Origin of the sequence: Actinomadura sp. 3N407, assembly GCF_052245875.1 — a bacterium.
GTDB lineage: Bacteria > Actinomycetota > Actinomycetes > Streptosporangiales > Streptosporangiaceae > Spirillospora.
On the sequence record NZ_JBQQBP010000012.1, the window covers coordinates 110,876 to 125,636 of the forward strand.

12 protein-coding genes and 1 pseudogene are annotated in these 14,761 nt (G+C 66.4%); 4 read left to right on the forward strand and 9 right to left on the reverse strand.

Annotated elements, in window-relative coordinates; all coding sequences use genetic code 11:
- Positions 1 to 521: 521 nt before the first annotated feature.
- From ACTWPP_RS28020 to ACTWPP_RS28050, 7 genes are all read right to left on the reverse strand, one after another.
- A complete protein-coding gene (locus ACTWPP_RS28020; RefSeq protein WP_443107375.1) occupies positions 522 to 1,025 on the reverse strand; it encodes a hypothetical protein in 504 nt (167 codons plus the stop codon).
- Between the two features lie 114 nt (positions 1,026 to 1,139).
- Complete coding sequence (locus ACTWPP_RS28025) at positions 1,140 to 1,616, reverse strand: hypothetical protein (protein WP_443107376.1); 477 nt, start codon at positions 1,614 to 1,616, stop codon at positions 1,140 to 1,142.
- Positions 1,617 to 1,643: 27 nt separating this feature from the next.
- Positions 1,644 to 3,836, reverse strand: a complete 2,193-nt coding sequence (locus ACTWPP_RS28030) for a hypothetical protein (RefSeq protein WP_443107377.1) — start codon at positions 3,834 to 3,836, stop codon at positions 1,644 to 1,646.
- A 2-nt stretch (positions 3,837 to 3,838) separates the two neighbouring features.
- The gene (locus ACTWPP_RS28035) at positions 3,839 to 6,415 is read right to left on the reverse strand and encodes a hypothetical protein (RefSeq protein ID WP_443107378.1); all 2,577 of its coding nucleotides are present in this window, start codon (positions 6,413 to 6,415) and stop codon (positions 3,839 to 3,841) included.
- Positions 6,415 to 6,738, reverse strand: coding sequence for a hypothetical protein (locus ACTWPP_RS28040; RefSeq protein WP_443107379.1), 324 nt, complete (start codon positions 6,736 to 6,738; stop codon positions 6,415 to 6,417). The genes ACTWPP_RS28035 and ACTWPP_RS28040 overlap by 1 nt, the downstream gene beginning before the upstream one ends.
- Before the next feature lie 8 nt (positions 6,739 to 6,746).
- Complete coding sequence (locus tag ACTWPP_RS28045) at positions 6,747 to 7,613, reverse strand: DUF4417 domain-containing protein (protein ID WP_443107380.1); 867 nt, start codon at positions 7,611 to 7,613, stop codon at positions 6,747 to 6,749.
- 242 nt (positions 7,614 to 7,855) lie between these two features.
- On the reverse strand, positions 7,856 to 9,145 hold the full coding sequence (locus ACTWPP_RS28050) for a ParB/RepB/Spo0J family partition protein (protein ID WP_443107381.1): 1,290 nt from the start codon (positions 9,143 to 9,145) through the stop codon (positions 7,856 to 7,858).
- A gap of 295 nt (positions 9,146 to 9,440) precedes the next feature.
- On the opposite strand from ACTWPP_RS28050, the pseudogene istA reads away from it, so the two are divergent.
- From istA to ACTWPP_RS28070, 4 genes and pseudogenes are all read left to right on the forward strand, one after another.
- Positions 9,441 to 10,985, forward strand: a pseudogene (gene istA, locus ACTWPP_RS28055) (IS21 family transposase); the annotation flags it as partial.
- Positions 10,986 to 11,191: 206 nt separating this feature from the next.
- Positions 11,192 to 12,007, forward strand: a complete 816-nt coding sequence (locus ACTWPP_RS28060) for an ATP-binding protein (RefSeq protein ID WP_443107382.1) — start codon at positions 11,192 to 11,194, stop codon at positions 12,005 to 12,007.
- Between the two features lie 3 nt (positions 12,008 to 12,010).
- The gene (locus ACTWPP_RS28065; protein WP_443107383.1) at positions 12,011 to 12,334 is read left to right on the forward strand and encodes a hypothetical protein; all 324 of its coding nucleotides are present in this window, start codon (positions 12,011 to 12,013) and stop codon (positions 12,332 to 12,334) included.
- A gap of 25 nt (positions 12,335 to 12,359) precedes the next feature.
- A complete protein-coding gene (locus ACTWPP_RS28070; protein ID WP_443107384.1) occupies positions 12,360 to 12,866 on the forward strand; it encodes a helix-turn-helix domain-containing protein in 507 nt (168 codons plus the stop codon).
- Between the two features lie 317 nt (positions 12,867 to 13,183).
- Here the strand turns inward: ACTWPP_RS28070 and ACTWPP_RS28075 are convergent, their stop codons facing one another.
- Together ACTWPP_RS28075 and ACTWPP_RS28080 are read right to left on the reverse strand one after the other, a co-directional pair.
- Positions 13,184 to 13,606 carry a hypothetical protein gene (locus ACTWPP_RS28075; protein WP_443107385.1) on the reverse strand — a complete coding sequence of 141 codons (423 nt, stop codon included), beginning with the start codon at positions 13,604 to 13,606 and terminating at the stop codon, positions 13,184 to 13,186.
- Positions 13,607 to 13,791: 185 nt separating this feature from the next.
- The gene (locus ACTWPP_RS28080) at positions 13,792 to 14,757 is read right to left on the reverse strand and encodes a replication-relaxation family protein (protein WP_443107386.1); all 966 of its coding nucleotides are present in this window, start codon (positions 14,755 to 14,757) and stop codon (positions 13,792 to 13,794) included.
- Between the last annotated feature and the right edge of the window lie 4 nt (positions 14,758 to 14,761).

The window sequence follows — 14,761 nt, forward strand, 5'->3', positions numbered from 1 at the left end:
CTGGCGAATCTTTGGACCGTGTTGATGGCATCCCGAAATTGCTGTGCTGAGTTGGGCAGCAGGCGGTATGGGTCACTGGACCGGGGATGCGGTGACGCCGCTCGTGACGTGGGTGGCGGTGACGGTACTGAGGTGGCCGGCACCGAGGCGGGGGGCGACGGCGCTCCGGGCCGCCGCGGGGTTTCGGTGGATTCGGCAGGGTGCAGAAGCCAGACCGTACTTCCGGCGATGCACACCGCGATGCAAACGATCACGATACTGCGCTGAAGGGTCACCTTCGTTGTCACCTCTACACCCATTGGGTTCCTGCAGGGCCGAGGGGCGGGTCTGCCCGGTTCACTTGACAGAGGTGCGGGAAACCCCGGGCAAGGTGACGACGTGAAACGGGCTGGATCGATCTGAGGGTCAAGCCCCGGTGGCGACTGGGGACAGCAGCCACGACCTGAGCGGACATCAGCGCTCAGGTCGTGGTTGGTCCGCCGCCCTCAACTTCTGCTGGTGACCAGCCACGACTACGGTGATCATTTACCTTGATCGACCTTGCCATCGGGTTCGCCAGCGAGGGTGAGCTCGCTGCCGGCGACGATGGACAAGATCGTTGCAGCGGACCGGCCGACCCTGTGTTCAACGATCGGGCGCAGGACCGTCAACGTGAGGGCGCGCTTCAATCGGTCGGGCGTGGCTGCCAACGCTGTCCATCCGCGCATTTCGGGGGAAGGGGTCGCCACCGTCCAGAGCGGAGACAGGCCGTTGACCGCGGTGAGTTCGGTTGCCGCGAGAAGCCAGAGGAGATCGGCACGCGCCAGGAGCACGGAGACGACCGGGCGCCCGTGCTCGTCGGGCACTGCGAGCGGCCCGAACAGGGTCGGATGCAGATCGGCCATCTCATCCAGCAGCATCGCCGCCAGCTCGAGGAGTTCGGTGCGCCTGCCAGGGTCGGAAACGGTGAAGAGATCGCGAGCGAACACCTCGGCGAGGGCACGCTCGATCTCCCGGTATCGGCGTTGTTGGCTCCGGCGCTTCATGCCAAGTAGAGGGAGCCGTGAGGGGGTGAAGGTGACCGAAGCGGGGCACCGGCCGCTTCGGGATCGCCGAGTTTGCCGGGTGGCGGTTACCGGCGGCTGAGACGGGAGCGTGTCTTACGCGTGGGGGCCGTGCCAGGAATCCTCTTGCAGGTCGGCCAGCGCGGCCGTTTCGCCGGAGTCCAGTTCGTTGGCGCAGAACTCGTCCCACAGCCACAGGTGCGTGCGTGCGGCCCCGGCGGCTGGCGTGATTCTGGCGGTCAGCCCCGTATGCAAGATCAGCAGGACCTCTCCGTCCTCCAACCGCGCACTCTGGTAGTGCAGGGCCCGCCGCCGCATCGTGTTGAGACTGAAGAGGTAGTCGGCTTCGGTGGCCGGGTCCACGGGTGCGTAGCCACCGGCGATGGGTCGGACCCAGACGAGATCGTGGGCTTCTTTGTCGAAGCGGTGGTGGCGGGCCAGGGGGGCGCGGAACACCTCCTGCCCTTCACCATCGGTCACGATCAGTTCCGCGCCTGCGGCACCGGGTTGACTCGTTGTGTCGTGCTCTCCCTTGAGAAGCTCGACCAGGCGCTGCTGCCAAGGGTCCGTCATCGTGTGTTCTCCTTCGCTATTCGCTGTTTACTGGACGACCTCAGCCACCGGCTTGGCGCCCAGGTGGGTGATCCCCCGTGATGCGAACATGTCGAGCAGCCGCTTCTTGACCTTGGACGAGTTGGTGACGATCCTGCTGGGCGCGTCAGCACCCAGCAGGTCGAGACCGTGCGGAATCATCACTTCATTGCTGGAGTATTTGTTGAGTTTCGCGGCCTCGAAGGGGTCACGGATAGGGGGAACCGAGTTACTCTTTGCTGTGCCGTACATGTCGGACTTGTAGGCGTAGAAGTCACTGCGGTTGAGGATCTTTGCTGGGTTGTCCCAGAAGAGCCCGGTTTCCTGCTGGCCATCGTGGGGTTTGTGGACGCGGAGGAACACCGAATTGGCTCCGCCGGAGTTCTTGTCAGCGTCTTCGCTCCACCCCTTTCCGGGCTCCACGCCCATCGTCGCACGGCGCTCAGTCGAGGCCAGCACCCCCGTGTTGAACATGTCGACCAAGTTGTTTTCGTGAATGCTGTGCTTCAGCCCCTTGCCGGCGAAGGCTTTCTCGACCGCGGCCTGTTTGGTGGTGACGTCGAAACGTCCCCAGGTCAGCCAGCCGGCGGTCTTGCGTGGAACGGGCTCGTAGCCGGGGTGCGCTGCGAGTTCGGCACCAGAGGTGTACCCGGTGGCCTTGGCCACTGCGTCTCTGACGAGATTGACCTTCTGGGGGAGGCAGCGCGCGGCCGCCTCCAGTTGGAACTCCTTCGCCAGCCTCTGCAGTCCCGCCTGGTCCATGCCGACGGCTTCGCGTGATCGGGCATGGAAGATCTCCTGCAGTTGCATGTCTTCCAGGTGCCGGGCGCTGGCAACTGCGGCGTTGACGTGGGGGGTCGATTCCAACCCCTGTGCGGTGATGTTGTTGCGCAGGTACGTCCACTCTCCTTCCGCTGCCGTCATGGGCCGGTTGACCAGATTAATCTGCCCGAGCCGCTGAACGAGTTCGTGACCGTGACCGGCTCCTTGGGGCGCGTGGATCTCCAACTGTCCCCGGATCGAGTATTCGTGGTGGCTGCCGTTTCCGGCATGGGGCCGGTAGACGGCTGTGTAGCCCTCCCCGAGATCGATCGCGTACTCAGGGCCGTTAGACTGGGAGCGCGCGACGCCATCCCATGACGATATCCCTGTGACGGGATCCAGCTTGGGCTGGATTCTCGTGGCGTTCCTTTGAGTTCCTTGCAGGCCTCCGTCTTCAGGGGGCGCTGGCACCTGTTTGGTGACGGCTACCGTTCCGTGCACCTCATGCGGCGTCACGAACGACACCTTGCTGGTGTCTTCACCGTCGATGACCTTCTGAGCAGCTTCGGTGAACTGCTTGTAGTGCTTGGCCATCGCTACTTCGTCGTCGGTGCTTTCGGGATTGTTGATCACCCCGTCCAGGGCCTGGGTTGCCTTGGTGACGTACTGCTGAGTGTGCTCGGGAATCTCGATCTGGGCGCTGAGCTTGTGGTTCACGGATTTGGCAGCCTTGGCTGTCATCTCATACAGTTGCTCCTCCTCATCGACCGGAAGTCGGCCGTCAAGGGGTTCTTGCACGGTGACCGGAACGGTCTTGCCGACCGACCCACTGAGGGCATCGAAGATCTTCGCCTCGGCCTCCTCCGAAACGGTGGCGAGGAGCACCTCGCGCGGGCCTTCGTCAGAGACGTACGCCATCAGCGTTGCCGTTGAGTCCTTGAGGTCCTCCCCGCCGATCAGCACGGGGGTGCCGGTGGCGAGCCCCTCTGGCGGTGCTTCTGGCACCGCAATGAGCGCATCGGGCCAGCGATCGAGAGGTGTCTGGTCGACACCGGGTTGGGGGTCTGCCTTCTGCTCGGTACCGGACTGCTCTTCGAGTTCAGTGACTGTGGTCTGGTCAGCCGCGGCCATGTCTGGCGGTTCTGGCTCGGCAGCCGCTTCTGTGTCCTTCAGCAGGACCGGGTTCTCCTCACCGGTGTCCGGGGCCGGTTCGGAGGGCAGGCTGGCCGAGTCGGCTACTTGTTGCGTCGCGGCTGCGACTTCTGCCGACTCGGTCGGCGGCGCTGCCGGCGGCTCGGTTCCCGCTTCTGCCGGGAGCAGTGATTCCGTCGCCGCTTCGGTGTAGTTGGCGGCGGCTGCGGCACCGGAATCATCGTCGGTCACAGACATCGCAGGAGCGATCGTGTAGGTCTGATGTCCCGTCTTCGAGTTGAACCCCACGATCAGCCCCCGTGTCTCAGCAGAGCACCCGTGGGCAGGTTCAGCTGGTTGGTGAAGAAGGCCGCGAAGTCCTTGCGGAGGCTGGCCTTGCGCTCGCAGGCGTGCTGGAGAAACTCCTCCGCAACCTGCTGGTCGCTGACCTTGCTGGCGCTGATGCCGTGCCGGGTGGCGGCGCGGTCCCGCATCCGCTGAACCCAGGCGACGTTGTTCCGGGCCCCTTCGTGGGCAGTGGTGTGGAGCATCGCCCGCCACTGGGAGTCGGGCATCTGCTCGTACGCCTTGATCACGGGATGGGCCACCGCCGGGTTGACCTTCACCCCGGGGGCGAGTTTGCCGCTCTGGTGTGCTTTGTAGGCTTGCTGGTAGACGGGCCCGCACCCATGCGGATCAAAGTCCAGGGATAGCTTGTCGGCACCATAGTGTTTGAACGCCGCCCCATTGTCGATCTGGAGTACGCCCTTGGACTGCGTCGAGAGCACGTTCCCGGCGTGCCCGTCGTGGTTACCGACCAGCCAGGAGGCGACGTGGAACCGGACCATCTCGTCGACCTCCGCTTGACTCCAGGACTTTGGTGAGCTGGACAGCGTCTTCGCGCCCTTGACGAGGGGCTGCACGGCCCCTTTGTGATGGCCGATCTTGGCGCTGTACACGGGGACAGCGGCCATGCCGCCCGCGTGGAAGACGTCGGATGCAGCCGCCTCCGCGTGGCCACGCGCGCCTCCGTTGTGTTTGTCGGGTTTGAACATCCAGTCGCCGCCGTCAGGCCCGACGTGCACTGATTTGGTGTGCTGACCGCCGAGAGAAGCAGCCTTGCCCGGTCCGAAGTCCCACGATGCCACCGCGGCGGGATCGAGCCGTTGGGGCACGTCCGATGCGGTCGCCTGGACATTGCGCAGCGCGGCGAGAAGATCGTTGTGCTTAGCTGCGAACCCGGTATCGGCTTTCATCGTGGCGATCGCGGCCAAGGTGTCGGTGCCGATCGTCGGGTTCGCATTGGCGTTGGGCTTCGCGGGACCGGCACCGGGAGCGGGCGCGGATCCGTTCGCGCCGGCGGCCGCAGGGGCGCTACCCGCGGCGGCGGCGCTGTCCAGGGTGGTGGCATCTGGTGGAGCCGACGCTGCCACAGCCATGCTCTGCAGCTTTTTGCCGGTGACCTTCTCCTGGATCTGAGTCCTGTCGCGGTCAGGGTCCCATGCGCCGGCAATGTAACTGTTCGCCTGCGCGCGGCTCGCCTGGTCAGCGTCCTGCAGGCCGGCCTTTTCGGCGAGGGCACGAAGATCGCCGATCTTCTGTTGTTTGGCCCAGGCATTGAAGCCCTTGGTCAGCTCTCCAGGCGCGATCGTGGGTGGCTGGTCGCCGGCTGCCGGTGTGCCCGAGGCCCACCCGGCGACGTTGGATTGCGCTGCAGCCAGTGCTGCGGCTTCAGCGGCGAAGTTGCCGGCGGCCGCCATTGCGTGTTCCTTATTCGGGCCGTCGAGGGCGGGGAGCCCGACCTTGCCGGTGCCGGGATCGTACACAGAACCGACCGCTGCGTGCGCACCCTGAAAGTGCGCCAGGTCCGCGAGACGCTGCGCCGCGGTGCTGGCGATGGCCTGACGTTCGCTGCCGGGAGTCATCTGCTGCAGCAGGGCCAGCGTCTCTCCAGGCGTCATCACCTGCGCCTGGTCAGCGGTGATGTGGCCGTTTTGAATACCTGCCTGGATCGATGGCCCGAGATCGGTAGCTGTGATGTCCGCCGCGGAAATCATGCCGCCAAACCCGAGGCTCGCGCCCTTTTTGAAGGCTTCATATCCCTCGGTGTCAACCGTGCAATATGCCGCCGCCAGCTCATTGTGCGCCTGGATGAATTCGGCGAGCTTCTCGCCCTTGTCGGCGTTCCCCATGACATGCGCCTGGCTAACGGCTACAGCGGCATCCGCTGCACGTTCCGCAGCTTGGTTGAACTCGTCCGGTGTCATGGGGACGGTGCCGTTGGCTGGGGAGGCACCTTCGATCGTCTGTAGGTCGGCGAGCGTCATCCCGCCTACAGTCTCACCGGCGCACAGCTTGGCGTAGCGTTCGTTTGCGGCCGCTTGGATCTTGGCTTTCGACGGCGAGTCCGCATCGTATGCCGGGTCGAGGTAGTGCGCCAATGGGTGGGCATCCGAACCGGACAGGCCGACGAGAGCCGGATGTTCGAACCCATGTGAACCAGCGAGTTGCTGCAGCTCTTCAGGTGAGAGTTTCTTCAAGTAGTCTTGAGAGATCAAATTTAGGGACTTTTGTAGCTTCTCCAACTTTGCCGGGTCGACGCCTGCTTGTTCTGCGGCGTCCAGATAGTCTCTGGCGTCGGTAACGAGACTCGCGAAATGATCAAAATCTTCGACGGGATCTTGTGTGTTCGCGCCGACGAGGTATGCCTGATCGGCGGTGTGGATCGCGTCGTAGAGATCGGGTCCTGTGCCCGGGACCCACATCTCCTCCGCGACAGCCTCAGCGGCCTTTCCAACGAGCGGCTTGACCGCCGGGGAGGAGTCCTCCTCCGCCTGGGCTGGCGCAACTGTGTAAGCCTGATGTGTGGTCTTAGAGTTGAAACCCATCAACGCCCCAGCAACGGAACGACGGTGGCCAGGACGGTGTCGAGCGCGGCATCCGCGGCGTCGGGCAGCCGGCCCCCGTTTGGAGCCTCTATCTCCTCGAGGGCGAGCGCGTTGTCTTCTTCCAGCCACAACTCGATCTGTGATGGCGTCGGCGGAGTAGCGAGCCTGCGGCGCCAGGGCGCGGCACGGTCGTAGGTCATGGGGGTCCAGGCGGTGTAGGTCTTGGGCACCGCCACTGGGCGCTCATCCACGCCGAGAACCCCCACTGGGTCGACAGCCGCTCCGAATGCGGGATGCCAGACCAGCATGAGGAACAGTCGCAAGGGGTTACTCATTGCGGCCTCCGGGCAGGGAGCAGAGAAGCCATGTACTGGACGGTGGCGCGGAAGGCGTCGGGGATGCGGGCATGCCGGTCCTCACGTCCGTTGGGCCCCATCACCGCACCGTGAAGCGCGTACTGGTGAGCGTTCTGGCTGATGACGGTGAGACGGGAACCGAACAACTCCACGGTGGTAGTGATGCGGTCGGCCCGGGACAGCCCGGTGATGATGATGGGAAGGTCGGCGGGCAGGTTCTCGGCGAGCCAGTACAGACCGGGCAGCAGCCAGGAGTCCCAGTTGGCGTTTTCGCGCACGGTCTGGGCGTTGATGGCGACCGCGGCGGGTGGGGCGTCCGCGGCCCATTCGGCCCAGCGCCGCAGATCCTCGAGGCGATACCAGTAGAGGTTGGGGGCTGCCGGTACGCCGGCCTCACTGAACTCCTGCGCAAGTAGGAGAGAGCGGCGCATGTTCAGCAGGTGCTCGACTCGTGGCCAGTTCCCGTAGATCGAGAAGTTGCAGGCCAGTACGAGGTCCCATCCTTGTGCGGCGACCCGCTCGACCAGCCGGTCGCGTGTGCGTCGAGACCAGAACCCCTCGACGAGGGGGTCTTCGCCGTATCCCACCAGGACTGCGCGCTGGCTGGGGCTGAGCGCGAGGGCGCCATGAGCGCCGGCGTCTTCGAACCGCGGAAACAGGGTGTGGCTGGTGGGGGAGAAGACCCGGCGCAGGCCGACAGCGTAAGCCGGCCAGGCCAGATGCTCGTCGAGGGAAGTCACGGCCGACCCGTCGGTCTGCGGAATGAACGGGGGAAGATCGCGCGGCAGGACGCCATCAATGGCGATGTCGTCGAAGCCGAGGGTGCCGCCGACATCGGCCATCCACGAGGCTATGTCGATGCGGCTGGGGCAGCGGATCGGGCAACTGATGCAGGCGTCCGTTGGGGCCGCCGCCTCCGAATGAGCGCAGCCACAGTAGGAGCAGTCGGCGTTGGTGCCCGAGCACAGGGGCTCGAGGGTGGCGGGGCCGCCTGTGCCGTCGGTGCCGGCCCAGAAGGCGCACTCGGTGCAGGCGCACCCTCGACCCGGCAGTGGCGGCGTCGCGAGCGGCAGCGGGATGATAGTCATCCAGTGGGTCCGTTCTTGATCAAGTCATCCAGCTCCTGGAGGACGAGCTGCAGCGAGCCGGCGTCGTATCGGGTCAGCTGGGAGCCGCCGCGCAGTTGCGCGGCGAGTGCGCGGAGGGCATGAAGGGCGGCCGCGGCGTCGGCGGCCACGGCTCCGTCCGGCGTCGGAGCCTGCGGGACGGTGGTGAGATCGCTGAGGGGTTCGGCCTGGCGCCCGCCACGGACCGTTCCGCCGGGCGCGGTCCCGTCCGTGTCTTCGTCTTGGTTCGGCTGCCGATCGTCCTCGGCCGGGAGGTTCTCGTGGAGGGGTGAGGATCGGGTGGACAGCTTCTCAGCCCGGGACTGGTTCGCCACCGCCTGGCGCCCTGCGGCCTCGTCCAGGACGTGATCGGCCTCCATTTTGGGAGCCTCATCGGCCACATGGAGCGCGCCAGGGAGAAGGTCAGGGCGCTGACGGGCCTTGACTGCCTCCCAGATTTGCTCGGCGGCGGCTTGGCGGCCTTGCAGAAGTCTCGCGAAACGGATCCGGGTGTGGAGTGCGATCTTCTGCTCGTCCATCTCCTCCGACAGGCCGCGAGGCATGGCGCTGAACGCTCGGACCAGTTCCCGTGCCTTTCGGGGGGTGAGTTGCAGGCCGAGCCGGGACAGAACCTCTGACCAGGGGGCGGCGGCAGCATTGTCGCCGGCGCGGATGTGTTCCAGAGCGGCGAACCGCTCCGCTGGGTCGGCCAGGTCGTAGACCTCTGCAGGAACGGGTTTGCCGGCACCAAGCAGCTTGCCTGTGAGGATGGCGCAACGTTGAAGGAGCAGCGCCGCAGCCTGTTCGCCGGGCCGCAACGGCTCACGGGCGAGGTTCTCGATCAGCTGCCAGATTCGGCGCTCTTCGTCGCTGAGCGGTCCCGGGCAGATGATCGCGGGAATCTCGTTGAAATGAGGGTTATCGGGAAGGTGCACGGCGCCCCAGCGACACGCCCTCAGACGCCGCTCGCCGGCCACGAGTAGACGCTGGGCCGGGCCTTCGTCATCGGTGGTCTCCTCGACGAGGATTGGTTGAAGTACGCCGATTTCTGAAATGGAGGAGATCAGGTCGGACAGCTCTGCTGGTGTGGTGGTGTCGCTGGGGGCCCGCCCCTGCGGGGAAGTGAAGGCGGCGCCGGGCCCCCGCAAGGGGAGCGTCTCGAAACGTCGCCGCCGGATCTTGGACGTCGCCATGCTTCGAACAAGGTGAAGGGGCGTATCGAGGTCGCCTTCGGGCGCCCCATCTGGAGCGATGCTGATGATCGACACCGGCGGAGGACCTCCACAATTCGAGGTGGGGCGGTTTTGCCCCCGTTGTTCAACAGAGGTGCGGCAGCAGCGGCCAAAAGTGACATCCATCCTCGGCTGTCGACGGTCGCGTTATTGAGCCAGTTCAGGGACTGGTGAGCAGGGAATTGAGCCGGCTGTTGGTGCGGCTGTCACGTAACTGAGCCGGATCACTCTGCGTGGCGTGTCGGGTGGACTGTGTCACCCCTGGCCCAAGATCCTCTTTGTGGTCCTCAAGGGGCAGCGGGGGGAGCTGGTGGCGAGGAGATCGTTCGACATGGTCGACATCGCGGAGATCTTGACGCATTGGCAGGCGGGTCGGTCGTCGCGGGAGATTTCGGCGAGTCTGGGGGTGTCGCGCAACACGGTCGCCAAGTACGTGGCGCCGGCTGAGCGGGCGGGCATCGAGCGGGGTGGGACACCGCTGTCGGGGACGGAGTGGGCCGAGCGGATCCGGGTGTGGTTTCCGGAGCTGACCGACACCCGGTTGCGGCAGGCGACGGCCCCGGTCATCGAGCGGCACCGCGCCTACATCGTCGACCAGCGCCGGCAGGGCGTGACGATGGCGACGATCCATCAACGGTTGCGTGATGAGCACGGGCTGGCGTGCAGTGCGTCGTCGCTACGCCGGTGGGTGGCGGCGAATCTGCCCGAGGAGGAGGCGCGGCGCGAGCAGGTCGCGGTATTGCGGCCCGAGCCTGCCAAGCCGGGTGCCGAGGCCCAGGTCGACTACGGCAAGCTGGGCCGCTGGACCGACCCGGAGACCGGGGCGAGGTGCACGGTGTGGGCGTTCGCGATGGTGTTGTGCGCCTCCAGGCACCTGTTCGTCCGGCCGGTCATCACGATGGACCAGCAGGCGTGGACGGCCGCGCATCTAGAAGCGTTCGAGTTCTTCGGCGGCTGCCCAGCGCGGATCGTGCCCGACAACCTCAAGACCGGGGTGGACAAGCCCGATCTGTATGACCCGAAGATCAACAAGGCGTACGGGGAGTTGGGGGCGCACTACCGGGTGCTGATCGACCCGGCGCGCTCAGGCAAGCCGAAGGATAAGCCGCAGGTCGAGCGGCCGATGCCCTACATCCGAGATTCGTTCTGGCGCGGCCGCGGCGACACCTTCACCAGCCTGGAGCAAATGCGGGCCGAGGCGATGCGATGGTGCCTGGAAGTAGCAGGGCGGCGTGAGTGTCGCCCGCTGGATGGCGCGGCCCCGCTGGCGGTGTTCGAGGCGGTCGAGCAGCACCGGCTCAAGCCGTTGCCGGGGCAGCCGTTCGAGCTGGCGACGTGGAGTCGCGGGAAGGTCGGCCCGGACATCCACGTCAAGGTCGGCAAGACGATCTACAGCGTCCCGTGGAAGCACATGGGCGAGACCGTCGACGCCCGATCCACCCAGGACCTGGTGGAGATCTACTCCGGTGGTGAGCTGATCAAGACGCACGTCCGCAAACCCCGAGGCAAGCAGACCGACTTCGAGGACTACCCGCCGGAGAAGATCGCGTTCTTCATGCGGACCCCGGCCTGGTGCCGCAAGCGGGCCGCGGAGGTCGGCCCCGCCGCCGCAGCCGTGATCGAGGAACTCCTCGGCGGCGAGTACACCTTGCACCGGCTGCGCGCCGCCCAGGGCGTCCTGGGTTTGGCCGACAAGCACCGGCCAGGCGCGCTGGAATCGGCCTGCGGCCGGGCCCTCGCCTCCGGCGACCCGTCGTATCGGACGATCAAGGGGATTCTTGCGGCCACCGACCAGACGGTGCCCTCCGCCGGCGACGACCGTGACGCCGGCGACGCGCCCGCCTACCTGCGCGGGCCGGACGCACTGTTCGAAGACCTGGCCGCAGATTCGCCCGGAGAGACCAGCGCCGAGACCGACAGGGCCGGCAACGTGATCGCGTTGCAGCCGCGGACGAGGGCTTCCTGAACCAGGAGGCCAGGGCCACAGGCCGAGTGAGCAGGCCGCGAAGCAGCCGACCCCTGCGCGGCAAGGGACTGTTGAGCGCAGGGGTCGATCGAGATACGAACGAGAGGATACGGCCGATGGCCGCCAAGATCGACAATGACCCGCTGGAACTGCAACTGCGGGAGATGAAGCTGCCGGGCATGGCCACCACCCTGCAAGCCCGGCTGGCCCAGGCCAACGCCGGGGAGCTGGGGTTCCGGGACCTGGTGCAGTCACTGGCCGACGACGAGCGCGAGCATCGCGACACCGCGGCGATCGCCCGCCGCACCCGCGCCGCCAAGTTCGAGGAACAGGTCACCCTGGAGGACTTCGACTACGGCTACTCATCCGAGCGCCGCAAGATCGCCGGAAAGCTCCGCGATCTGACCGCCATGCGCTGGCAGGCTGCCGGAGAATCGATCGTGCTGCACGGTCCCACCGGAACCGGCAAGTCCCGCGTCGCCCAAGGCCTCGGCCAGCTGGCGATCCGCCTCGGCCAGGACGTCCGCTTCACCCACACCAACAACGCGCTGCGGCACCTGGAAAACGGACGCGCCAAGGGCCTGTGGGAACGACGCCTCAACGCCCTGGCCCGGCCCGCTGTCCTCGTCCTGGACGCCTTCGCCGTCCGCGAGTTCACCGCCACCGAAACCCAGGACCTCTACGAGCTGATCACCGCCCGCCCCGGCAAGTCGATGATCGTCACCTCCGGACGGCCGCCCAAGGAGTGGTACAAGCTCTTCACCGACAAAGCACTCGCTGAAGCGTTCCTAGACCGCCTGGTCAACACCAGCCACCACGTCTTCATGGACGGCCCCAGCTACCGCTCCCAGCAGCGCCCCGGCCGCGCGACCGGCACCAAGACCGACCAAGCCGCCCAGCCCGGCCGCAAGACGACGCGGAAGGTCGCCTGACCAGTGGCTGAGACCTTCACGAACCGCTACGTCCGCAGGATCTGGGTCGACGCGGGGAAGATCACTGAAGAGTTCCTCCAACCGCTGGAGGAGACCTGGCTCACCGACACCGAAACCGGCAATGTGACCGGGCAGGGCACCGACCTGCCGCAGACGATCGACGGCGTCATCGAACGCCGCCCCGACGGCAGCGAGGTCCTGGCCACCATCGACGGACTCCGGCTGGAACTGGACGGGCGCGGCAACATCCTGGTCAACGGCTCCCCGCACTACAGCGGAGTCTTCATGGTCGTTCAAAGCGTCCACCAGATGCCCCGGCCAGACTGAGCCAGCCGCTTGGAGATCTGACCTCATGGCACCCGGAACGTCGCGCGCAACGCCTCCCCGAGACCTGGTGACCGGGGACTGGCCGGAGGGGACGGCGAGCGCAGATCATCCTGCTGCGGTCGCTCAACAGGTGGCCCGACGGCTGGGCTTGTGGAGGACCGAGAATCGATACAGCCTGAAACGGCTCGGCAAGGAGTCCGGCGTCAACCGGCAGACGATCGCCAACCTACTGAACGGCGCCAAGTGGCCCGATCTCCGGACTCTCGCGCTTCTCGAACACAGCACCGGAGTCCCACTCTGGCCGACACCGCCAGCAGACCGGCCCGTCCCCGAACGTGTCGCTGACGAGGTGGAACTGCTCCTCCAGGAGGAAGCGCACCTCCTACGACATCTTTGGACGGTACGGCACCGGCTCCTCGTGCTCGTCCACCGAAGGTGGGCTGGCCCCGAACCACCGCCGCTGGATGTTTTCCTGGAGGACGTCCTCAAGTCCCGAGAGCCCAGCGGGTCCCCGGCCAAGGCTGGACCGTGAAGGGCCCAAGGAGCGTTCAACGCCGATCGAACCATGCCCTCCGTCACAAATCGGATGGACGATGCGGGAAGCTCACCGCCTCCCGCACCTGGTGACCGGCTCGATTTCGTGATCAGAGATCGGCTCAATAACGAGACTGCTGACACTCGGCGGAGCCAACGGGCCAGTGGGGTAATGAATGAGGGCGTCGCGATAGTGGTGGAGCGGGAGCGCGCAGATGACGAGTTGTCGAGGTGACCGGCCTCGATCGGGCCCAATGACCCGCTGCGGGGCTGGGTGTGGTGACCGCGTAGATTTCCGGCTGGCGAGCGGGCTAGCTAACTGGCCACGACCCCGACCTTGATGCACGGCTGCTGGCTTGTGAGGAGCGCCGTCGCACTGATCATCGCGTCGTAAGCGGCGGCTGCCTGATCAGCGAGGTCTTCCCATGCCTGCGGCGCGGACGGGTCGCTGGCGTGGTGGATGGCGATGTCGGCTGCTGCGCCGATGCTCTCGGCCAGGGCTTCGGTCGTGCGGCCCAAGGCGCTGAGCAGTTCGGCGATGTCGCCGTCCCAGCCCGAGAAGGCGGCGGCGAGGAGGTAAGCGTCGCTTGCCAAGAGGCCGGCCGTGCGGATGGGGTTGGCCGGGAACCCGGTGCGGGATTGCATGCTCTCCAAGAGGCGGTGCAGGTACTTGTGCACTGCGATCGGCGCGCAATCGGATGGGAGAACCGCGATGAGGTCTTCGATGTCGCTGATCACGGCAGCGGGGTCCAAAGCGGTTCTTTTGGCGTGCACTTGTGGTTCCATGGCCTGATCTCCGAATCGCTATCCCGCGAGTGCAGATGAATGACGCGGGGGTCGTGTTGTCGGCACGGTCAAACTGGTGCCGGGCCGCATCGTCTCCGGTGGATCCGGGCGCATCCGCAGGGGGACGGACGAGGGCGTCACCGGGGCCCCCGGTGGCCGCGTGCGGACCGCATGGACAGATCCACTGGTGTGGGGTCACGCCCGAGGATCGGAGTGAAGATGTCGGCGAACGGGCCCCGTTCGCGGAGTTGGTCGAGAGTGGTGGCCCCAGCGGTGATCTCATCGCTGACGCGGCGCAGCAGCGGGTCCTCGGCGCAGAGGGCCCGCAGATCAGCGATCCGGGCCTCCAGGGCCGCGGTCCGGAGCCCGGTCAGGATCACCAGCAGGGTGGGGAACCGCGGGTAGCGATACCGCCAAGCTGGCAGCGTCCCGGCAGGGGGCCGGCCAGGCACCGCTGGCCCGGGAACGTATGCGTGGTAGCGCGCGTACGTGGAGACCTTGGAGGCCAGCCGGGTCACAGTCATCGTGCAGCGATCCAGTTCCACGAACATGCGGGTCTGGATCCGGCTGTGGGGCTCGACCACGATGTAGTGCAGGACCGCATCGCTGATCAGGTACTCGTAGTCGGCGCGTTTGCCGGCACCGTCGCGCATGCGGTGCGCGACTTCGGGGGTCCAGTCCAGCGGTGAGCACTCGTGTCCCATTGCGCGGGCCGTTTCGACGAACAAGGTCCCCACCTCGTTGACCGCGAGGGTGTGCTGCTGCAGCGGACCTCCTGCGGTTTCCGCAGTCATGCGGTAGGCGCGGGTGGGGACCTCGCCGGCGAGCTCCACCTGGACGGCACCATCGGCGGTTGCGAACCACAGGGCTTGGTGCGCGGTCGTGGGGGCAGGGACGGAGTCGGCGAGTCCACGACCGCGCAATCCTCGTAGCTGCCGCCGCAGGTATGAGGTGTCGTGGGGTGCGGTGTGGGCCAGCAGCAGCCGTTTGAGTTGACCAGTGGACAACAGCCGGTGCTGATAGAGGCAAGTCAGCGCCGTCCGCTGCAGGGTGGACAAGGGCGCCGTTGGCGTCGTCGGTGAGGGCGGAAGGAGTTCGGTCATGTGC